This window comes from Bacillus timonensis (assembly GCF_000285535.1).
GTDB classification, from domain to species: Bacteria; Bacillota; Bacilli; order Bacillales; family Bacillaceae_L; genus Ferdinandcohnia; species Ferdinandcohnia timonensis.
In genome coordinates, this window is record NZ_HE610991.1 from 26175 (window position 1) to 45761 (window position 19587).

Below are 19587 nucleotides of genomic sequence, written 5' to 3' on the forward strand. Positions count from 1 at the left end.
GAGGTGAATGCAAAAAGAGTATTCTTACTGAATAAGGTTAAGCTCCGGCGGATGCCACGATTTTTCAAAGGAAATTTTTTGAACTTGCTCGAAAAAAACGGGCACAAATACGCCATGGCGCATTTGATCAATTAACAGTCATAAAAAGCAAAGGTCAATTAGGGTAATCCTGTAGATCAAAAGGGAGGTAGGCCCCTTGCTAGATGTTAATAATTTTGAATACATGAGCATTGGTCTCGCTTCACCCGACAAGATTCGTTCATGGTCTTTCGGTGAAGTAAAAAAGCCAGAAACAATCAACTATCGTACATTAAAACCAGAAAAAGATGGGTTATTCTGTGAACGAATCTTCGGTCCTCAGAAGGACTGGGAATGTCACTGTGGAAAATACAAACGTGTTCGCTACAAAGGTGTCGTTTGTGACCGATGCGGCGTTGAGGTTACTCGTGCAAAAGTTCGTCGTGAGCGTATGGGACACATCGAACTTGCAGCACCTGTATCACATATTTGGTACTTTAAAGGAATTCCAAGCCGAATGGGACTTGTTTTAGACATGTCACCTAGGGCACTTGAAGAAGTTATTTATTTTGCTTCTTATGTTGTAACAGAAACTGGAGATACTCCTTTAGATAAAAAACAATTGCTTTCTGAAAAAGAATATCGTGCATACCGTGAAAAATACGGCAATACATTCCATGCAGCAATGGGGGCTGAAGCAATTAAAAAGCTTCTGCTTGACATTGATCTTGAAAAAGAAGTGGATGGCCTTAAAGAAGAATTAAAAACTTCTCAAGGACAAAGAAGAACTCGTGCAATTAAGCGACTTGAGGTACTGGAAGCGTTCCGTAATTCAGGCAACGAGCCTTCATGGATGATTCTTGACGTACTTCCAGTCATTCCTCCTGAACTACGTCCAATGGTGCAGCTTGATGGTGGTCGTTTTGCAACTTCCGATTTAAACGATTTATATCGTCGTGTAATCAACCGTAACAATCGTTTAAAACGACTTTTAGACTTAGGAGCTCCAAGTATTATCGTACAAAACGAAAAACGTATGCTCCAAGAAGCAGTTGATGCGTTGATTGATAATGGTCGCCGTGGAAGACCGGTAACAGGTCCTGGTAACCGTCCATTAAAATCACTTTCACATATGCTAAAAGGTAAACAAGGTCGTTTCCGTCAAAACCTATTAGGTAAACGTGTTGACTACTCCGGTCGTTCCGTTATCGTAGTAGGTCCAAACCTTAAGATGTACCAATGTGGTTTACCAAAGGAAATGGCATTGGAATTATTCAAGCCTTTTGTTATGAAGGAGCTAGTAGAAAAAGGACTTGCTCATAACATAAAGAGTGCTAAACGTAAAATTGAACGTGTACAACCAGAGGTTTGGGATGTGCTCGAGTCTGTTATTAAAGAGCATCCGGTTCTCTTAAACCGTGCCCCTACATTGCACCGTTTAGGAATCCAAGCGTTTGAACCAACATTGGTTGAAGGTCGTGCAATCCGCTTACACCCACTTGTTTGTACTGCGTATAACGCAGACTTCGACGGTGACCAAATGGCGGTCCACGTACCACTTTCTTCAGAAGCACAAGCTGAAGCAAGACTATTGATGTTGGCGGCACAAAACATTCTTAACCCGAAAGATGGTAAACCAGTTGTTACACCATCTCAGGATATGGTATTAGGTAACTATTACCTAACTATGGAACGTCCTGGAGCAGTCGGTGAAGGAATGGTATTTAAGGATACAAACGAAGCGGTTCTTGCTTATCAAAATGGATATGTACACCTTCATACAAGGGTTGCTGTGGATGCTGGTTCATTAAAGAACCCAACATTTACAGAAGAACAAAACAATATGTTGCTAATGACAACAGTAGGTAAGTTAATTTTTAATGAGATTCTTCCTAAATCATTCCCATTTATTAATGAACCTACAAAAACAAACCTAGAAGAGAAAACACCTGAAAAGTATTTCATACCTAAGGGTGCGAACGTAAAAGAAATTATTCAAAGTCAAGAACAAATAGATCCGTTCAAGAAGAAAATACTCGGTAACATTATTGCTGAGGTTTTCAAACGTTTTAAAATTACAGAAACCTCAAAAATGCTTGACCGCATGAAAGATCTTGGATTTAAACATTCAACAAAAGCTGGTATTACTGTTGGTGTAGCTGACATTGTGGTATTAGCCGAAAAAGAAGAGATTTTAGCGCAAGCACAAGCAAAGGTTGACAATGTTTTAAAACAATTTAGACGTGGTTTAATTACGGAAGATGAGCGTTATGACCGTGTTATCTCCATTTGGAGTGCTGCGAAGGACACAATTCAAGGTAAGCTAATGGCTTCACTTGATAAGCGTAACCCAATCTTCATGATGAGTGACTCTGGTGCCCGTGGTAACGCATCTAACTTTACACAGTTAGCTGGTATGCGTGGACTTATGGCGAACCCGGCAGGTCGTATTATTGAACTTCCGATTAAATCAAGTTTCCGTGAAGGTTTAACAGTATTAGAGTACTTTATTTCAACTCACGGTGCACGTAAAGGTCTTGCGGATACGGCGCTTAAGACAGCTGACTCTGGTTACTTAACAAGACGTCTAGTTGATGTTGCCCAAGACGTAATTGTACGTGAAGATGACTGTGGTACAGATCGCGGCTTGCTTGTAAGCTCATTGAGAGAGGGAACTGAAATTATTGAACCTCTTGAAGAGCGTTTAAATGGCCGTTACGCAAGAAAGAAAGTTGTACACCCTGAAACAAACGAAGTGTTAGTAGGGGAAAACGAATTAATTACTGAAGATATCGCAAACACTATTGTCAACGCAGGTGTAGAAGAGGTTACAATTCGTTCTGCGTTTACATGTAATACACGCCATGGCGTATGTAAAAAATGTTATGGCCGAAACCTTGCAACAGGATCAGAGGTTGAAGTTGGAGAAGCGGTTGGTATCATTGCTGCTCAATCAATCGGTGAACCGGGAACACAGCTTACAATGCGTACGTTCCATACTGGTGGGGTTGCAGGAGACGACATCACGCAAGGTTTACCTCGTATTCAAGAGCTATTTGAAGCGAGAAATCCAAAAGGTCAAGCCGTCATTACTGAAATCAATGGTGTTGTAACATCAATCAATGAGGTAAAAGATAGACAGCAAGAAATTGTGATCCAGGGCGAAGTAGAATCTCGTTCTTATACCGCGCCATACGGTGCTCGTTTGAAGGTTGCTGAGGGCCAACAGGTTGAAAGTGGTCAGGTATTAACAGAAGGTTCTGTTGATCCAAAAGAATTATTAAAGGTAACAAATACTACTGCTGTTCAAGAATACCTCTTGAAAGAAGTACAAAAAGTATATCGTATGCAGGGTGTTGAAATCGGTGATAAACACGTTGAAGTAATGGTTAGACAAATGCTTCGTAAAGTGAGAGTAACCGATGCAGGTGAAACAGATGTATTACCAGGTTCACTACTTGATATACATCAGTTCACTGACGCAAACACGAAGGTTTTACTAGAAGGTAAAGCACCTGCTACTGGTAGACCAGTTCTTCTAGGAATTACGAAAGCATCACTTGAAACTGATTCATTCCTATCTGCTGCATCATTCCAGGAAACTACACGTGTCCTTACAGATGCTGCAATTAAAGGAAAACGTGATGAGTTACTAGGATTAAAAGAAAATGTAATTATTGGTAAGCTTGTTCCTGCTGGTACAGGTATGACTCGTTACCGTCGAGCAGAACCGGTAGTTGTAGAGCAACAAGAAGATACAGTTGGTGTTGAATAAAGGTTAGAAGAGCAAATCTAAGATATTGGATGTCTACTACGAGCAAATAATTTTATTTAGCGTAGTTGACATCCTTCTCTTAGGGTGTTAATATATCTAAGGTGCTCCTTAAACCTGTTACTTTGGAGGATATTTTATATGTCTTATGAAAAAGTATCACAGGCAAAGAAGATTATTATAGGTACAAAGCAAACGGTAAAGGCTATACAAACCGATATAGTATTGGAAGTAGTTGTGGCATCAGATGCCGATCGGCGTGTAATCAACAAAGTGTTACATTTAGCTGAAGAACGCAAAATTCCAATATCAAAGGTGGACTCAATGAAGAAGCTTGGCAAAGCTTGCGGAATTGAAGTAGGAGCTTCTACTGTAGCGATAATTAATTGAAAACTGTTTTTGTGGAGAAAAGATTCTACAAAGACTTTGTTTTTTGTAAAAAAATGAACCACCTGGATATGTGGTCTTGACGAAAGTAGAAGGGAGGAAACAAATAATGCCTACAATTAACCAATTAATTCGTAAGGGTCGCGAAACTAAAGTTCAAAAATCAGACTCTCCTGCGTTAAATAAAGGTTATAACAGCTTCAAAAAGTCACAAACTAACACTACTTCACCTCAAAAGCGTGGTGTTTGTACTCGTGTTGGTACAATGACTCCGAAGAAGCCGAACTCAGCACTACGTAAGTATGCTCGTGTACGTTTAACAAACGGAATTGAGGTTACTGCTTACATCCCAGGAATTGGTCACAACTTACAAGAGCACAGTGTTGTACTAATTCGTGGTGGACGTGTTAAGGACTTACCAGGGGTACGTTATCACATCGTGCGCGGTGCATTAGATACTGCCGGTGTTAATAATCGTATGCAAGGTCGTTCTAAATATGGTACTAAGAGACCAAAAGCAGCTAAGAAATAATAGACTAACATATTTAAGACTGAAAGGAGGAAATATCAATGCCTCGTAAAGGACCTGTTGCTAAAAGAGATGTATTACCAGATCCAATTTATAATTCAAAGCTTGTAACTCGTTTAATCAACAAAATGATGGTTGATGGAAAAAGAGGTAAGTCACAAGCAATTCTATATAATGCGTTTGATTTAGTTCAACAACGTTCAGGTAAGGATGCAATGGAAGTGTTCGAACAAGCACTTAAAAACATCATGCCTGTCCTAGAAGTAAGAGCACGTCGTGTAGGTGGTGCAAACTATCAAGTTCCTGTAGAAGTTCGCCCTGACCGTCGTACTACTCTAGGTTTACGTTGGTTAGTAAATTACGCTCGTCTTCGTGGTGAAAAAACAATGGAAGAGCGTTTAGCTAACGAAATCCTTGATGCAGCTAACAACTCTGGTGCATCAGTTAAGAAACGTGAAGATACACACAAAATGGCAGAAGCAAACAAAGCGTTTGCTCACTATCGTTGGTAATAACTTGATTCAGCTTTTTGCTGAATTAAGTTATGGTTTACGGTATTGCTATAAAATTAAACAGCTCTGTTAAGTAGATTAACAGAGCATTTACTACAATAAAAATTATACTTAACATAGGAAGGAGAAAGACCCAAATGGCAAGAGAGTTCTCCTTAGAAAAGACTCGTAATATTGGTATCATGGCCCACATCGATGCTGGTAAAACAACAACTACCGAGCGTATCCTTTATTACACTGGTAAAATTCATAAAATCGGTGAAACTCACGAAGGTGCATCTCAAATGGACTGGATGGAGCAAGAACAAGAGCGTGGTATCACAATTACATCTGCTGCAACTACTGCGCAATGGAAGGGTCACCGCGTTAACATCATCGACACTCCAGGACACGTAGACTTCACAGTAGAGGTTGAGCGTTCACTCCGTGTACTTGATGGTGCTGTAACAGTTCTTGACGCACAATCAGGTGTTGAGCCACAAACTGAAACAGTTTGGCGACAAGCTACAACTTACGGTGTACCACGTGCTGTATTCGTAAACAAAATGGACAAGATCGGTGCGGACTTCTTATATTCTGTTAAGACACTTCACGATCGTCTACAAGCGAATGCACACCCAATTCAATTACCAATCGGTGCAGAAGATCAGTTCAGAGGTATTATTGACCTTGTTGAAATGAACGCTACATTCTATGGTAATGACTTAGGTACTGAAATCGAAGTTGGAGAAATTCCTGAAGAATTTCAAGACCAAGCAAATGAATACCGTGAAAAGCTTGTTGAAGCTGTAGCGGAATTAGACGAAGATTTGATGGAAAGATACCTTGGTGGAGAAGAAATCTCCAACGAGGAATTGAAAAAGGCAATTCGTACTGCAACACTTAATGTAGAATTCTACCCAGTAATGTGTGGTACAGCATTTAAGAACAAAGGTGTTCAAAAGATGCTAGATGCTGTAATCGATTATCTTCCAGCGCCAACAGACGTTGCGTCAATTCAAGGTCATCTTCCTGATACAGGAGAAGAAGTTGAACGTCATTCCGACGATAGCGAGCCATTCTCAGCTCTTGCGTTTAAAGTAATGACTGATCCTTATGTTGGTAAATTAACATTCTTCCGTGTATATTCAGGTACTTTAAATTCTGGTTCTTACGTACAGAACTCAACTAAAGGAAAGCGCGAACGTATCGGACGTATCCTTCAAATGCACGCGAACCACCGTGAAGAAATCTCAACGGTTTATGCAGGTGACATCGCAGCTGCTGTAGGATTAAAAGATACAACAACTGGTGATACATTATGTGATGAAAAAGACCTAGTAATTCTTGAATCCATGACATTCCCAGAGCCGGTTATTCAACTTTCAGTTGAGCCGAAGTCAAAAGCTGACCAAGATAAAATGACTACAGCTTTACAAAAGCTACAAGAAGAAGACCCAACATTCAGAGCGCATACTGACCAAGAAACAGGTCAAGTTATCATTGCTGGTATGGGTGAGTTACACTTAGACATTCTAGTAGACCGCATGAAGCGTGAATTCAAAGTAGAAGCAAATGTTGGTGCTCCACAAGTTGCTTACCGTGAAACATTCCGTCAATCTGCACAGGTTGAAGGTAAGTTTGCTCGACAATCTGGTGGACGCGGACAATACGGACACGTTTGGATTGAATTCTCACCAAACGAAGAAGGTAAAGGTTTCGAATTTGAAAACGCAATTGTTGGTGGGGTAGTTCCACGTGAATATATCCCTGCAGTACAAAGTGGTCTAGAAGATGCTCTTGATAGAGGGGTTCTAGCTGGATTCCCGTTAGTTGACATTAAAGCTAAGCTTTATGATGGTTCTTACCATGATGTTGACTCAAGTGAAATGGCGTTTAAAATTGCTGCTTCTATGGCACTTAAGAACGCTGCATCAAAATGTCAACCAGTTATCCTTGAGCCTGTAATGAAGGTTGAAGTTGTTATTCCTGAAGAATACATGGGTGACATTATGGGTGGTATTACTTCTCGTCGTGGACGAGTTGAAGGTATGGAAGCTCGTGGTAATGCGCAAGTAGTACGTGCGATGGTTCCACTATCAGAAATGTTTGGTTATGCTACTTCATTACGTTCTAACACTCAAGGTCGTGGAGTATTCACAATGCACTTTGATCACTACGAAGAAGTACCAAAATCAATTTCTGAAGAAATTATCAAAAAAAATAAAGGTGAATAATTGATTTTCACCTTTACATCAAGTATAACTACTTATGTAGGCCTTGAAAGTGGGGACATCTCCACTTTTGGGATATCATACTTACTATAAAAATAACAAATACTTAAGGAGGCTTTTCAAATGGGAAAAGAGAAATTTGACCGTTCGAAACCACATGCTAATATTGGTACAATTGGACACGTTGACCATGGTAAAACTACTTTAACAGCTGCTATCACTTCTGTTCTTGCTAAAAGAAGCGGAAAAGGTACTGCAATGGCTTATGACCAAATCGATGGTGCTCCAGAAGAGCGTGAGCGTGGAATTACAATTTCAACTGCACACGTTGAATATGAAACAGACAACCGTCACTATGCACACGTTGACTGCCCAGGACACGCTGACTACGTTAAGAACATGATCACTGGTGCTGCTCAAATGGATGGTGGTATCCTAGTGGTATCCGCTGCTGATGGCCCAATGCCACAAACTCGTGAGCACATTCTTCTTTCTCGTCAAGTAGGTGTACCTTACCTAGTTGTATTCATGAACAAATGTGACATGGTAGACGATGAAGAATTACTTGAATTAGTAGAAATGGAAGTACGTGACCTTCTATCTGAATATGATTTCCCTGGTGACGATATTCCTGTAATCAAAGGTTCTGCTCTTAAAGCTTTAGAAGGTGAAGCTGAGTGGGAAGAAAAAATTCTTGAATTAATGGCTGCTGTTGATGAGTACGTTCCAACTCCAGAACGTGACACTGAAAAGCCATTCATGATGCCAGTTGAGGATGTATTCTCAATCACTGGTCGTGGTACAGTTGCTACAGGTCGTGTTGAGCGTGGACAAGTTAAAGTTGGTGACGTAATTGAAATCATCGGTTTAACTGAAGAGCCAAAATCAACAACTGTAACAGGTGTTGAAATGTTCCGTAAGCTTCTTGACTATGCTGAAGCTGGTGACAACATCGGTGCACTTCTTCGTGGGGTTTCTCGTGAAGAAGTACAACGTGGACAAGTACTTGCTAAGCCAGGTACAATCAAGCCACACACAAAGTTCAAAGCTGAAGTTTACGTATTATCAAAAGAAGAAGGTGGACGTCACACTCCATTCTTCTCAAACTACCGCCCACAGTTCTACTTCCGTACAACTGATGTAACTGGAATCATTCAACTTCCTGAAGGTGTTGAAATGGTTATGCCTGGTGACAACATCGAAATGACTGTTGAACTAATCGCTCCAGTTGCGATCGAAGACGGAACTAAGTTCTCAATTCGTGAAGGTGGACGTACAGTAGGCGCTGGCGTTGTTGCTACAATTACTGAGTAATTACAACAATATGTTTTAAAAACAGGTGGGGTATTCCCGCCTGTTTTTTTTACAAATACTTTCAATCGATAATAGAAGCAACTGAAAGAATGTTTGCATTCACCGATTTCCAAAATCTAACGTAAAAATAGTTTGGGTCTTTTGTTGAAATGTCTATTAATGGTGTGTATAATGAAAAAAGTGCGAAAGACATGCATAATACGAAGAATTATGTTGCATTTCGTATTTGTTTTCTATATAATAGACAATGTTGGTCTTTGACTGCGATGATGTGGAAGGTTGCTGATACACCCGGCCGCTTTGCCATGGCGAGTGTAAGGAAATTTCCACGGAGAGAGTCTATTTTAAAAGTAGGCGAAAAAGGAGGGAAAATAATGGCAAAACAAAAAATTCGTATTCGTTTAAAAGCATATGATCACAGAATTCTTGATCAATCTGCAGAGAAAATCGTTGAGACAGCTAAAAGATCTGGGGCAGCAGTATCTGGTCCAATTCCACTTCCAACTGAGAAGTCTGTTTATACGATTCTTCGTGCTGTTCACAAGTATAAAGACTCTCGTGAACAATTCGAAATGCGTACGCATAAACGCTTAATCGACATCATTAATCCAACACCACAAACCGTTGATTCTTTAATGCGTTTAGACTTACCATCTGGTGTTGACATTGAAATCAAACTTTAATTTTAAAATGAAATAAATTGTAAATATAATAGGAGGTGTGACTAATGACCAAAGGAATCTTAGGAAGAAAAATTGGTATGACTCAAGTATTCGTAGGTAACGGTGAGCTTATTCCTGTAACTGTAATTGAAGCTGGTGCGAACGTAGTTCTTCAGAAGAAATCAGTTGAAACTGATGGATATGAAGCTGTTCAAATTGGTTTTGAAGACAAGAGAGAAAAGCTATCAAACAAACCTGAAAAGGGTCATGCTGCAAAAGCAAACACTGCACCTAAGCGCTTCGTTCGCGAATTACGCGAAGTTAACTTAGATGAGTTTGAAGTTGGTCAGGAAGTCAAAGTTGATATCTTCGCTGAGGGAGATATTGTAGATGTAACAGGAATTTCAAAAGGTAAAGGATTCCAAGGTGCAATTAAGCGCCACGGACAATCTCGCGGACCTATGGCTCACGGTTCTCGTTATCACCGACGTCCTGGTTCTATGGGACCTGTAGCTCCAAACCGCGTATTTAAAAACAAACTTCTACCTGGTCGTATGGGTGGAGAGCGTATCACAGTACAAAACTTAGAAATCGTAAAAGTAGATACAGAACGTAATCTTCTTCTAGTAAAAGGTAATGTACCTGGTGCGAGAAAATCTGTTGTTACAGTAAAAAGTGCTGTTAAAGCGAAATAATTTACTAGGAAAGGAGGACATTTGAATGCCTAAAGTATCATTGTATAACCAAACAGGTTCATCTGTTGGAGAAATCGAATTAAACGATTCTGTTTTCGGTATTGAACCAAACCAACAAGTATTATTCGATGCAGTAATCATGCAAAGAGCTTCCTTACGTCAAGGAACTCACAAAACAAAAATTCGTTCTGAAGTAGCAGGCGGAGGACGTAAACCATGGCGTCAAAAGGGTACTGGTCGTGCTCGTCAAGGTTCTATTCGTTCACCACAATGGCGTGGCGGTGGAACAGTATTTGGTCCAACTCCAAGAAGCTATAGCTATAAATTACCTAAAAAAGTACGCCGTTTAGCAATCAAATCAGCATTATCTACTAAGGTATTAGAAGAAAACATTCTAGTATTAGACAATCTAGTATTAGAAACTCCTAAAACAAAAGATATGGTTGCGGTACTGAAAGGATTAAACGTAGATCGCAAAGCGTTAATCGTAACTGCCGACATAAATGAAGCAGTTGAACTTTCAGCTCGTAATATTCCTGGAGTAACAGTCGTTGCTGCTAATGGAGTAAGTGTTCTTGATGTTCTTAACCATGATAAGCTTGTGATTACTAAAGCTGCGGTGGAAAAAGTAGAGGAGGTGCTCGCATAATGAAAGATCCTCGTGATATTATTAAGAGCCCTGTTATTACTGAACGTTCATCAGACCTAATGGCTGAAAAAAAATACACATTTGAAGTTGACGTGAAATCTAATAAAACTGAAGTTAAGGATGCTATTGAGCAGATTTTCGGTGTGAAGGTTGAAAAAGTTAACATCATGAACTACAAAGGTAAGTTCAAGCGTGTAGGACGTTACAGTGGATATACAAATCGTCGCAGAAAAGCAATCGTAAAACTAACTGCAGATAGCAAAGAAATCGAATTCTTTGAAGTTTAATTTTATAGAGAAGGAGGGAAATAGAGATGGCGATTAAACATTACAAACCAACCTCTAATGGTCGTCGTGGTATGACAACTTTAGATTTCGCTGAAATCACTACTGACAGACCAGAAAAATCATTACTAGCGCCTATACACAAAAAAGGTGGTCGTAATAACCAAGGTAAATTAACTGTACGTCATCAAGGTGGCGGTCACAAGCGTCAATACCGTGTAATCGACTTTAAACGTGATAAAGATGGTATACCAGGACGCGTTGCTACAATCGAGTATGATCCAAACCGTTCAGCAAACATTGCATTAATTAACTATGCAGATGGAGAGAAACGTTACATTCTTGCTCCGAAAAACCTTAAAGTAGGTATGGAGGTATTTTCAGGACCTGAAGCCGATATTAAAGTAGGTAACGCACTTCCATTAGTAAATATTCCAGTAGGTACAGTAGTACACAACATTGAATTAAAGCCTGGTAAAGGTGGACAATTAATTCGTTCAGCTGGTACTTCTGCTCAAGTACTTGGTAAAGAAGGAAAATATGTTCTAGTTCGTTTAAACTCTGGTGAGGTTCGTATGATTCTTGCTACTTGCCGTGCTACTGTTGGTCAAGTAGGTAATGAGCAACATGAACTAGTTAACATCGGTAAAGCAGGTCGTTCACGTTGGTTAGGCAAGCGCCCAACAGTTCGTGGATCTGTAATGAACCCTAATGATCACCCACATGGTGGTGGTGAAGGTAAAGCTCCTATCGGACGTAAGTCTCCAATGACTCCATGGGGCAAACCAACTCTTGGTGCTAAAACACGTAAGAAGAAAAATAAATCAGATAAATTTATCGTACGTCGTCGTAAAAAATAACGGGATTGTGCTACGGTTCATCGGAACCGTAGGTCAATCACGAAGGGAGGTTCACTCATGGGACGTAGCTTAAAAAAAGGACCTTTTGTAGATGACCACTTATTGAAAAAGGTTGAAAATCAAAATGGATCAGAGAAGAAACAAGTAATCAAAACTTGGTCTCGTCGTTCTACGATTTTCCCTCAGTTCATCGGTCATACAATTGCGGTATATGATGGTCGTAAACATGTACCAGTCTATGTTACTGAAGATATGGTAGGTCACAAACTTGGTGAATTTGCACCAACACGTACTTACAAAGGCCACGCAAGTGACGATAAGAAAACAAGACGTTAATGAGAGGAGGATTATCTATGCAAGCTAAAGCTGTTGCGAGAACAGTTCGTATTGCTCCTCGTAAAGTTCGATTAGTAGCAGATTTAATTCGAGGCAAGCAAGTAGGTGAAGCAATCGCAATCCTACGTCATACACCTAAAGCTGCTTCTCCAGTTGTAGAAAAAGTATTAAATTCTGCGATTGCGAATGCAGAGCATAACTACGAAATGGACGCAAATAACCTAGTTATTACTGAAGCATATGTAAATGAAGGTCCAACATTAAAGAGATTCCGTCCAAGAGCTATGGGACGTGCAAGCCAAATTAACAAGCGCACTAGCCACATTACAATCGTGGTATCAGAAAAGAAGGAGGGATAAGTAGTGGGTCAAAAAGTTAATCCAGTCGGACTGCGAGTTGGGATTATCCGTGATTGGGAATCAAAATGGTACGCAGGTAAAGACTATGCAGATTTATTACACGAAGACCTTAAAGTTCGCGAATACATCGCAAAACGTTTAAGTGATGCTTCTGTATCTAAAGTTGAGATTGAACGTGCGGCTAACCGTATTAACGTTACTGTCCATACTGCTAAACCAGGTATGGTAATTGGTAAAGGTGGTACAGAAGTTGAAGCACTTCGTAAAGCTTTAAACCAATTAACAGGTAAGAGAGTACACATCAATATCCTTGAAATCAAAAGAGCTGATATCGATGCAACTCTAGTAGCCGAAAATATTGCTCGTCAATTAGAAAACCGTGTTTCATTCCGTCGTGCACAAAAGCAAGCTATCCAACGTGCAATGCGTGCAGGTGCTCAAGGTATTAAAACACAAACTTCTGGTCGTTTAGGCGGAGCTGATATTGCTCGTGCAGAACACTATAGTGAAGGAACAGTTCCACTTCACACACTTCGTGCAGATATCGATTACGGTACTGCTGAAGCTGACACAACTTACGGAAAAATTGGTGTAAAAGTTTGGATCTATCGTGGAGAGGTCCTTCCTACGAAGAAGAAAACTGAGGAAGGAGGAAAATAATATGTTATTACCAAAACGTGTGAAATACCGCAGAGAACACCGTGGAAAAATGCGTGGTCAAGCAAAAGGTGGTACTGAAGTACACTTCGGTGAGTACGGTTTACAAGCTCAAGAAGCTTCATGGATTACTAACCGTCAAATCGAGGCTGCTCGTATTGCTATGACACGTTATATGAAACGTGGCGGTAAAGTTTGGATTAAAATTTTCCCATCTAAGCCATATACAGCAAAACCTTTAGAGGTACGTATGGGTTCCGGTAAAGGTGCTCCTGAAGGATGGGTAGCTGTTGTTAAACCTGGAAAAGTTATGTTTGAAATCGCTGGTGTATCAGAAGAGATCGCTCGTGAAGCTCTACGCCTAGCATCACATAAACTACCAGTTAAAACTAAGTTCGTAAAACGTGAAGAAATTGGTGGTGAATCAAATGAAAGCTAATGAAATCCGTGACCTTACCACTGCCGAAATTGAACAAAAAGTAAAATCATTAAAAGAAGAATTATTTAACCTTCGCTTTCAATTAGCTACTGGTCAACTTGAGAATACTGCACGTATTCGTGAAGTTCGTAAATCAATCGCTCGTATGAAAACAGTAGTCCGCGAAAGAGAAATCGGTCGTAAATAATCGATAACCAGGAAGGAGGTCTACGATAGTGAGTGAACGCAACCAACGCAAAGTCTACACTGGACGTGTTGTATCTGACAAAATGGATAAAACAGTCACTGTTCTTGTAGAAACCTATAAGAAACATTCTCTTTACGGGAAACGCGTAAAGTATTCAAAGAAATTTAAAGCGCATGACGAAAACAATGTTGCAAAAACTGGCGACATCGTTAAAATTATGGAGACTCGCCCATTATCTGCTACAAAACGCTTCCGTCTTGTTGAAGTAGTAGAAAAAGCGGTTATTATCTAATTATATTTTGTTCGGATCAATCAATAATCCGAAGGGAGGTTTCATGAATGATTCAACAAGAAACTCGTTTGAAAGTTGCTGACAACTCTGGAGCACGTGAAGTGCTAACTATTAAAGTTTTAGGTGGCTCTGGTCGTAAAACAGCAAATATCGGTGATGTTATCGTATGTACAGTGAAAAACGCAACACCTGGTGGCGTTGTTAAAAAAGGTGATGTTGTTAAAGCTGTTGTAGTACGTACGAAGCGTGGTGTTCGTCGTAATGACGGAACTTACATCCGCTTTGATGAAAATGCCTGCGTTATTATCCGTGATGACAAGAGTCCACGTGGAACTCGTATCTTCGGACCTGTAGCACGTGAATTACGTGATAATAACTTTATGAAAATTGTTTCATTAGCTCCAGAAGTATTATAATTCGAAATCGATTGGCCTTTAAGGAGGTGCGAAATAGATGCATGTAAAAAAAGGTGACAAGGTACAGGTTATTTCAGGTAAAGATAAAGGTAAACAAGGTGTAATCCTTGAGAGCTATCCTAAGAAAGACCGTGTTCTTGTCGAAGGCGTTAATATCGTTAAGAAACACTCAAAACCGTCTCAAGCGAATCCACAAGGTGGAATCATTAGCCAAGAGGCACCTATTCATGTATCAAATGTAATGCCATTAGATCCTAAATCTGGTACTCCAACACGTGTTGGTTACAAAGAAGAAAATGGCAAAAAGGTACGTGTAGCAAAAAAATCTGGTGAAGTTTTAGATAAATAGTAAATAAAGAAAGGAGGTACTTACATGAACCGCCTAAAAGAAAAATTTCAAAACGAAATTACACCTGCTCTAATGAGCAAGTTTAACTATAAGTCTGTTATGCAGGTTCCACAAGTAGAAAAAATCGTGATCAACATGGGTGTTGGTGACGCAGTTCAAAACTCTAAAGTATTAGACAACGCAGTAGAGGAATTAGCTGCTCTTAGTGGTCAAAAGCCAGTTGTAACTAGAGCTAAGAAATCAATCGCTGGATTCCGTCTTCGTGAAGGAATGCCTATTGGGGCGAAAGTTACTTTACGCGGCGAGCGTATGTATCAATTCTTAGATAAGCTTGTTTCTATTTCACTACCACGTGTACGTGACTTCCGTGGGGTATCAAAGAAATCATTTGATGGCCGTGGTAACTACACTTTAGGTGTAAAAGAACAATTAATTTTCCCTGAAATTGATTACGATAAAGTAAGTAAAGTTCGTGGTATGGATATCGTTATCGTAACTACTGCAAATACTGACGAAGAAGCTCGTGAGTTATTAACAGCGTTCGGTATGCCGTTCCAAAAGTAAAGGAGGCGAAATCGTGGCTAAAAAATCAATGATTGCGAAACAAAAACGCACACAAAAATTTAAAGTACAAGAGTACACACGTTGCGAACGTTGTGGCCGTCCACACTCTGTATTACGTAAATTCAAATTATGCCGTATTTGTTTCCGTGAACTAGCTTATAAGGGTCAAATTCCTGGTGTAAAAAAAGCAAGTTGGTAAACCCCGAATTGGGAAGGAGGTAAAAATACTATGGTGATGACAGATCCAATTGCAGATATGCTTACTCGCATCCGTAATGCGAACATGGTACGTCATGAAAAACTTGAAATCCCTGCATCTAATATCAAAAGGGAAATCGCTGAAATTTTAAAGCGTGAAGGTTTCGTTCGTGACGTAGAATTTATTGAGGATGACAAACAAGGTATTATCCGTATCTTCTTAAAATACGGTGCAAACAATGAACGTGTTATTACAGGTCTTAAGCGTATTAGTAAGCCTGGTCTACGCGTATATGCAAAATCTAATGAAGTACCTCGTGTATTAAACGGTCTAGGAATCGCGATCGTTTCAACTTCACAAGGTGTATTAACTGATAAAGAAGCTCGTCAAAAGCAAGCCGGCGGAGAAGTATTAGCTTACGTTTGGTAATAGCTTGATAAGAATGGAGGTGTAGTACATGTCACGTATTGGTAAAAAACCAATCGAAATACCATCTGGTGTTACTGTAACTTTTAACGGTAATACTGTTACTGTAAAAGGACCAAAAGGCGAATTAACTCGTACTTTCCATCCTGATATGCAAATCAATGTTGAAGAGAACGTGATTAACGTTGCTCGTCCAACTGATAATAAAGATCACCGTGCTCTTCACGGTACAACTCGTAGTTTACTTGGAAACATGGTTGAAGGTGTATCCAAAGGTTTTGAAAGAGGCTTAGAGCTAATCGGGGTCGGTTACCGTGCTCAAAAAGCTGGAAACAAACTTGTATTAAACGTTGGATATTCTCATCCAGTAGAAATCGTTCCAGAAACTGGCGTTGAAATCGATGTACCATCTAACACTAAGATTGTTGTAAAAGGCATCGACAAAGAACGTGTTGGGGCATTAGCTGCTAATATTCGTGGTGTACGTCCGCCTGAGCCTTATAAAGGAAAAGGTATTCGCTACGAAGGTGAATTTGTTCGTCGTAAGGAAGGTAAAACTGCGAAGTAAGCCTTTTTAGGTAAAAGAAAGGAGAGACGTAAATGATTACGAAACAGGATAAAAATGCAGTTCGTAGAAAAAGACATGCTCGTGTTCGTTCTCGTGTTTCAGGAACTGCTACTCGTCCTCGCCTAAATGTGTTCCGTTCAAACAAACACATTTACGCTCAATTAATCGATGATGTAAACTCTGTAACAATCGCAAGTGCTTCTACATTAGATAAAGAGCTTTCTGTTGAAGGTTCTGGTAACGTAGATGCAGCAACAAAAGTTGGCGAACTAGTTGCAAAACGTGGAATCGAAAAAGGAATCAAAGAGGTTGTATTTGACCGCGGAGGTTACTTATATCACGGACGTGTTAAAGCACTAGCAGAGGCTGCTCGTGAAGCTGGATTACAATTTTAATAAAAAAGGAGGGACATTATAGATGCGTCGCATTGATCCAAATAAATTAGAACTTGAAGAACGCGTAGTTACCGTTAACCGTGTTGCTAAGGTTGTAAAAGGTGGACGTCGTTTCCGCTTTGCAGCATTAGTAGTAGTTGGTGATAAGAACGGACATGTTGGATTTGGAACTGGTAAAGCACAAGAAGTTCCAGATGCAATTCGTAAAGCAATTGAAGATGCTAAAAAGAACCTTATTTCTGTACCGATGGTTGGAACATCCATTCCACACCAAGTAATTGGTCAATTTGGAGCAGGTGAAGTTTTACTAAAACCTGCATCTGAAGGTACTGGAGTTATCGCTGGTGGACCTGTTCGTGCGGTATTAGAACTTGCTGGTATCGGTGATATCCTTTCTAAATCATTAGGAACGAACACTCCAGTAAATATGATACGTGCTACAATCGAAGGTTTAAGTCAATTAAAGCGTGCTGAAGAAGTAGCTAAGTTACGTGGTAAATCAGTAGAAGAACTGTTAGGATAGGAGGGAAAACAATATGTCAAAGAAATTAGAAATCACCCTCACTCGCAGTGTCATTGGACGTCCTGAAGACCAACGTGTAACTGTTCGTACTCTTGGATTGAAAAAATTACATCAAACTGTTGTTCATGATGATAATGCTGCGATTCGCGGTATGATTAATAAAGTTGCTCACCTAGTTACGGTTAAAGAACAATAATTGAACTTTTTTTTGAAATAAGGAGGTGCCCAAATGAAACTTCATGAATTACAAGCGACTGAAGGATCACGTAAAACTCGTAATCGTGTAGGACGTGGAACTGGTTCAGGTAATGGTAAAACTGCTGGTAGAGGTCATAAAGGTCAAAATTCACGTTCTGGTGGCGGTGTTCGTCCTGGATTTGAAGGTGGTCAAATGCCTTTATTCCAACGTTTACCAAAACGTGGTTTCACAAACATCAATCGCAAAGATTTTGCAATTGTTAACCTTGAGACATTGAATCGTTTTGAAGACGGAACAGAAGTAACACCAGAACTTTTAATTGAAACTGGTGTTGTAAGTAAACTTAATGCTGGAGTTAAGATCCTTGGTAAAGGTACTCTTGACAAAAAGCTAACAGTTAAAGCTCACAAATTCTCCTCTACTGCACAACAAGCGATTGAAGCTGCTGGCGGAAAAACTGAGGTGATTTAATGTTTCAAACAATCTCCAATTTTATGCGCGTTGGTGATATAAGAAACAAAATTATATTCACCTTACTTATGTTAGTAGTATTTCGAATCGGCACCTTTATTCCAGTACCAAATGTAAATGCCGACGTTTTAAAAGCGACAGATAGCAATACCGCGTTCGGCCTTTTAAATACATTTGGTGGTGGGGCTTTGTTTAACTTCTCCATACTTGCGATGGGAATCATGCCTTATATTACTGCTTCAATTATCATTCAATTGTTGCAAATGGACGTTGTTCCTAAATTTACGGAATGGTCCAAGCAAGGAGAAGTTGGACGTCGTAAGTTAGCACAATTTACTCGCTATGGAACGATTGTACTTGGCTTTATCCAGGCATTAGGTATGTCATACGGTTTTAACAATATGTCAAACGGAATGTTGATTGAGAATCCAAGCATCGGAACGTATTTATTAATCGCTGTTGTGTTAACTGCTGGTACTGCATTCCTAATGTGGTTAGGTGAACAGATTACAGCGAAAGGCGTTGGAAATGGAATATCAATTATCATTTTCGCTGGTATTGTTGCCGGTATTCCTACAGCTGTAAATCAAATCTATATTCAACAATTTGAAGATGTGGGAGAACAATTATTCTTACGCATCATTACTGTTGTTTTACTGCTAGTTGCTGTAATAGCTGTTGTCGTAGGTGTAATTTTTATACAACAAGCTTTACGTAAAATTCCAATTCAATATGCAAAGCGGTTAGCTGCTAATAGCCCGGTTGGAGGTCACTCCACTCATTTACCATTAAAAGTAAATGCGGCTGGTGTTATTCCTGTAATTTTTGCGGTTTCCTTCATTATCACACCACCAACGATTGCATCGTTTTTTGGTCCTAATGCGGTAACTGAATGGATACAAAAATATTTTGATTATACTCAACCGGTTGGGATGATCATTTATATCGCGCTAATCATTGCGTTCACATATTTCTATACATTTGTTCAAGTTAATCCTGAGCAAATGGCAGATAATTTGAAGAAGCAAGGCGGCTACATTCCAGGGATTCGCCCAGGAAGAAATACGCAAGAATATGTAACAAAAATTCTGTATCGATTAACTTTTGTTGGTTCTCTTTTCTTAGCAGCTATTTCAGTTCTTCCTGTATTCTTTATAAAGTTTGCGAATTTACCGCAGTCTGCACAAATTGGTGGAACTAGTTTGCTTATCGTTGTCGGTGTTGCACTTGAGACAATGAAGCAACTTGAAAGTCAGCTTGTAAAACGTCATTATAAAGGATTTATCAAATAGGTCTGGGAATTTGATTTCCC

The 19587-nt window shown here is 39.7% G+C and carries 28 protein-coding genes; all 28 read left to right on the forward strand.

The features are described from left to right. The first annotated feature begins 196 nt into the window (after window positions 1-196). The 28 genes from rpoC to secY all read left to right on the forward strand — a co-directional run bounded on the left by rpoC (window position 197) and on the right by secY (window position 19567). Window positions 197-3793, forward strand: a complete 3597-nt coding sequence (gene rpoC, locus BTHG_RS22845) for a DNA-directed RNA polymerase subunit beta' (protein ID WP_010285028.1) — start codon at window positions 197-199, stop codon at window positions 3791-3793. Between the two features lie 138 nt (window positions 3794-3931). Continuing rightward, window positions 3932-4180, forward strand: a complete 249-nt coding sequence (locus BTHG_RS22850; protein ID WP_010285029.1) for a 50S ribosomal protein L7ae-like protein — start codon at window positions 3932-3934, stop codon at window positions 4178-4180. Window positions 4181-4286: 106 nt separating this feature from the next. Further along, the gene (gene rpsL / locus BTHG_RS22855; RefSeq protein ID WP_010285030.1) at window positions 4287-4709 is read left to right on the forward strand and encodes a 30S ribosomal protein S12; all 423 of its coding nucleotides are present in this window, start codon (window positions 4287-4289) and stop codon (window positions 4707-4709) included. A 38-nt stretch (window positions 4710-4747) separates the two neighbouring features. Beyond that, entirely contained in the window at window positions 4748-5218 is a 471-nt protein-coding gene (rpsG, locus tag BTHG_RS22860; RefSeq protein ID WP_010285031.1) for a 30S ribosomal protein S7, read from the forward strand. A gap of 137 nt (window positions 5219-5355) precedes the next feature. Then, window positions 5356-7434 (forward strand): elongation factor G, encoded by a 2079-nt coding sequence (gene fusA, locus BTHG_RS22865; RefSeq protein WP_010285039.1) that lies wholly within the window; start codon window positions 5356-5358, stop codon window positions 7432-7434. Window positions 7435-7554: 120 nt separating this feature from the next. After that, entirely contained in the window at window positions 7555-8745 is a 1191-nt protein-coding gene (gene tuf / locus BTHG_RS22870) for an elongation factor Tu (protein ID WP_010285041.1), read from the forward strand. Window positions 8746-9119: 374 nt separating this feature from the next. After that, entirely contained in the window at window positions 9120-9428 is a 309-nt protein-coding gene (gene rpsJ, locus BTHG_RS22875; protein WP_003348621.1) for a 30S ribosomal protein S10, read from the forward strand. Window positions 9429-9472: 44 nt separating this feature from the next. Continuing rightward, window positions 9473-10102 carry a 50S ribosomal protein L3 gene (rplC, locus tag BTHG_RS22880; protein WP_010285045.1) on the forward strand — a complete coding sequence of 210 codons (630 nt, stop codon included), beginning with the start codon at window positions 9473-9475 and terminating at the stop codon, window positions 10100-10102. Between the two features lie 25 nt (window positions 10103-10127). Continuing rightward, window positions 10128-10751, forward strand: a complete 624-nt coding sequence (rplD, locus tag BTHG_RS22885; RefSeq protein WP_010285046.1) for a 50S ribosomal protein L4 — start codon at window positions 10128-10130, stop codon at window positions 10749-10751. Further along, window positions 10751-11038, forward strand: coding sequence for a 50S ribosomal protein L23 (gene rplW / locus BTHG_RS22890; RefSeq protein WP_010285048.1), 288 nt, complete (start codon window positions 10751-10753; stop codon window positions 11036-11038). The genes rplD and rplW overlap by 1 nt, the downstream gene beginning before the upstream one ends. Before the next feature lie 26 nt (window positions 11039-11064). Continuing rightward, window positions 11065-11895: a 50S ribosomal protein L2 gene (gene rplB / locus BTHG_RS22895; protein ID WP_010285051.1), complete on the forward strand. Its 831-nt coding sequence runs from the start codon at window positions 11065-11067 to the stop codon at window positions 11893-11895. Between the two features lie 57 nt (window positions 11896-11952). Next, window positions 11953-12231 carry a 30S ribosomal protein S19 gene (rpsS, locus tag BTHG_RS22900; protein WP_010285056.1) on the forward strand — a complete coding sequence of 93 codons (279 nt, stop codon included), beginning with the start codon at window positions 11953-11955 and terminating at the stop codon, window positions 12229-12231. 17 nt (window positions 12232-12248) lie between these two features. After that, window positions 12249-12590, forward strand: coding sequence for a 50S ribosomal protein L22 (gene rplV / locus BTHG_RS22905; RefSeq protein ID WP_010285059.1), 342 nt, complete (start codon window positions 12249-12251; stop codon window positions 12588-12590). Between the two features lie 3 nt (window positions 12591-12593). Continuing rightward, window positions 12594-13250, forward strand: coding sequence for a 30S ribosomal protein S3 (gene rpsC / locus BTHG_RS22910; protein WP_010285060.1), 657 nt, complete (start codon window positions 12594-12596; stop codon window positions 13248-13250). Between the two features lies 1 nt (window position 13251). After that, on the forward strand, window positions 13252-13686 hold the full coding sequence (rplP, locus tag BTHG_RS22915; RefSeq protein ID WP_010285062.1) for a 50S ribosomal protein L16: 435 nt from the start codon (window positions 13252-13254) through the stop codon (window positions 13684-13686). Continuing rightward, the gene (rpmC, locus tag BTHG_RS22920; protein WP_010285065.1) at window positions 13676-13873 is read left to right on the forward strand and encodes a 50S ribosomal protein L29; all 198 of its coding nucleotides are present in this window, start codon (window positions 13676-13678) and stop codon (window positions 13871-13873) included. Before rplP ends, rpmC begins: the two co-directional genes overlap by 11 nt. A gap of 28 nt (window positions 13874-13901) precedes the next feature. Continuing rightward, entirely contained in the window at window positions 13902-14165 is a 264-nt protein-coding gene (gene rpsQ / locus BTHG_RS22925) for a 30S ribosomal protein S17 (protein WP_010285067.1), read from the forward strand. Between the two features lie 47 nt (window positions 14166-14212). Further along, on the forward strand, window positions 14213-14581 hold the full coding sequence (gene rplN / locus BTHG_RS22930) for a 50S ribosomal protein L14 (protein WP_010285070.1): 369 nt from the start codon (window positions 14213-14215) through the stop codon (window positions 14579-14581). 37 nt (window positions 14582-14618) lie between these two features. Next, window positions 14619-14930 (forward strand): 50S ribosomal protein L24, encoded by a 312-nt coding sequence (gene rplX / locus BTHG_RS22935; RefSeq protein ID WP_010285072.1) that lies wholly within the window; start codon window positions 14619-14621, stop codon window positions 14928-14930. Window positions 14931-14954: 24 nt separating this feature from the next. Then, complete coding sequence (rplE, locus tag BTHG_RS22940; protein ID WP_010285077.1) at window positions 14955-15494, forward strand: 50S ribosomal protein L5; 540 nt, start codon at window positions 14955-14957, stop codon at window positions 15492-15494. A gap of 13 nt (window positions 15495-15507) precedes the next feature. Then, window positions 15508-15693: a 30S ribosomal protein S14 gene (rpsN, locus tag BTHG_RS22945; RefSeq protein ID WP_010285078.1), complete on the forward strand. Its 186-nt coding sequence runs from the start codon at window positions 15508-15510 to the stop codon at window positions 15691-15693. 30 nt (window positions 15694-15723) lie between these two features. Beyond that, entirely contained in the window at window positions 15724-16122 is a 399-nt protein-coding gene (gene rpsH, locus BTHG_RS22950) for a 30S ribosomal protein S8 (RefSeq protein WP_010285079.1), read from the forward strand. Window positions 16123-16150: 28 nt separating this feature from the next. Continuing rightward, window positions 16151-16687, forward strand: coding sequence for a 50S ribosomal protein L6 (gene rplF / locus BTHG_RS22955; RefSeq protein ID WP_010285080.1), 537 nt, complete (start codon window positions 16151-16153; stop codon window positions 16685-16687). A 32-nt stretch (window positions 16688-16719) separates the two neighbouring features. Next, window positions 16720-17082 carry a 50S ribosomal protein L18 gene (gene rplR / locus BTHG_RS22960; protein ID WP_010285081.1) on the forward strand — a complete coding sequence of 121 codons (363 nt, stop codon included), beginning with the start codon at window positions 16720-16722 and terminating at the stop codon, window positions 17080-17082. 22 nt (window positions 17083-17104) lie between these two features. Next, a complete protein-coding gene (gene rpsE, locus BTHG_RS22965) occupies window positions 17105-17605 on the forward strand; it encodes a 30S ribosomal protein S5 (RefSeq protein WP_010285082.1) in 501 nt (166 codons plus the stop codon). A 13-nt stretch (window positions 17606-17618) separates the two neighbouring features. Beyond that, complete coding sequence (gene rpmD / locus BTHG_RS22970; protein WP_010285086.1) at window positions 17619-17801, forward strand: 50S ribosomal protein L30; 183 nt, start codon at window positions 17619-17621, stop codon at window positions 17799-17801. A gap of 33 nt (window positions 17802-17834) precedes the next feature. Next, window positions 17835-18275, forward strand: coding sequence for a 50S ribosomal protein L15 (gene rplO, locus BTHG_RS22975; protein ID WP_010285089.1), 441 nt, complete (start codon window positions 17835-17837; stop codon window positions 18273-18275). Next, complete coding sequence (gene secY / locus BTHG_RS22980; RefSeq protein ID WP_010285091.1) at window positions 18275-19567, forward strand: preprotein translocase subunit SecY; 1293 nt, start codon at window positions 18275-18277, stop codon at window positions 19565-19567. The genes rplO and secY overlap by 1 nt, the downstream gene beginning before the upstream one ends. Window positions 19568-19587: the final 20 nt, after the last annotated feature.

Bases quoted from the DNA above. Each gene is read 5' to 3' on its own strand.
- rplP (WP_010285062.1), top strand. From the start codon at position 13,252: ATGTTATTACCAAAACGTGTGAAATACCGCAGAGAACACCGTGGAAAA.
- rpmC (WP_010285065.1), top strand. From the start codon at position 13,676: ATGAAAGCTAATGAAATCCGTGACCTTACCACTGCCGAAATTGAACAA.
- rplX (WP_010285072.1), top strand. From the start codon at position 14,619: ATGCATGTAAAAAAAGGTGACAAGGTACAGGTTATTTCAGGTAAAGAT.
- rpsJ (WP_003348621.1), top strand. From the start codon at position 9,120: ATGGCAAAACAAAAAATTCGTATTCGTTTAAAAGCATATGATCACAGA.
- rplV (WP_010285059.1), top strand. From the start codon at position 12,249: ATGCAAGCTAAAGCTGTTGCGAGAACAGTTCGTATTGCTCCTCGTAAA.
- secY (WP_010285091.1), top strand. From the start codon at position 18,275: ATGTTTCAAACAATCTCCAATTTTATGCGCGTTGGTGATATAAGAAAC.
- rplE (WP_010285077.1), top strand. From the start codon at position 14,955: ATGAACCGCCTAAAAGAAAAATTTCAAAACGAAATTACACCTGCTCTA.
- rpsE (WP_010285082.1), top strand. From the start codon at position 17,105: ATGCGTCGCATTGATCCAAATAAATTAGAACTTGAAGAACGCGTAGTT.
- rpsG (WP_010285031.1), top strand. From the start codon at position 4,748: ATGCCTCGTAAAGGACCTGTTGCTAAAAGAGATGTATTACCAGATCCA.
- rplD (WP_010285046.1), top strand. From the start codon at position 10,128: ATGCCTAAAGTATCATTGTATAACCAAACAGGTTCATCTGTTGGAGAA.
- rpsL (WP_010285030.1), top strand. From the start codon at position 4,287: ATGCCTACAATTAACCAATTAATTCGTAAGGGTCGCGAAACTAAAGTT.
- rplN (WP_010285070.1), top strand. From the start codon at position 14,213: ATGATTCAACAAGAAACTCGTTTGAAAGTTGCTGACAACTCTGGAGCA.
- rpmD (WP_010285086.1), top strand. From the start codon at position 17,619: ATGTCAAAGAAATTAGAAATCACCCTCACTCGCAGTGTCATTGGACGT.
- BTHG_RS22850 (WP_010285029.1), top strand. From the start codon at position 3,932: ATGTCTTATGAAAAAGTATCACAGGCAAAGAAGATTATTATAGGTACA.
- rplR (WP_010285081.1), top strand. From the start codon at position 16,720: ATGATTACGAAACAGGATAAAAATGCAGTTCGTAGAAAAAGACATGCT.
- rpsH (WP_010285079.1), top strand. From the start codon at position 15,724: ATGGTGATGACAGATCCAATTGCAGATATGCTTACTCGCATCCGTAAT.
- rplF (WP_010285080.1), top strand. From the start codon at position 16,151: ATGTCACGTATTGGTAAAAAACCAATCGAAATACCATCTGGTGTTACT.
- fusA (WP_010285039.1), top strand. From the start codon at position 5,356: ATGGCAAGAGAGTTCTCCTTAGAAAAGACTCGTAATATTGGTATCATG.
- rplW (WP_010285048.1), top strand. From the start codon at position 10,751: ATGAAAGATCCTCGTGATATTATTAAGAGCCCTGTTATTACTGAACGT.
- rplC (WP_010285045.1), top strand. From the start codon at position 9,473: ATGACCAAAGGAATCTTAGGAAGAAAAATTGGTATGACTCAAGTATTC.
- tuf (WP_010285041.1), top strand. From the start codon at position 7,555: ATGGGAAAAGAGAAATTTGACCGTTCGAAACCACATGCTAATATTGGT.
- rplO (WP_010285089.1), top strand. From the start codon at position 17,835: ATGAAACTTCATGAATTACAAGCGACTGAAGGATCACGTAAAACTCGT.
- rplB (WP_010285051.1), top strand. From the start codon at position 11,065: ATGGCGATTAAACATTACAAACCAACCTCTAATGGTCGTCGTGGTATG.
- rpsS (WP_010285056.1), top strand. From the start codon at position 11,953: ATGGGACGTAGCTTAAAAAAAGGACCTTTTGTAGATGACCACTTATTG.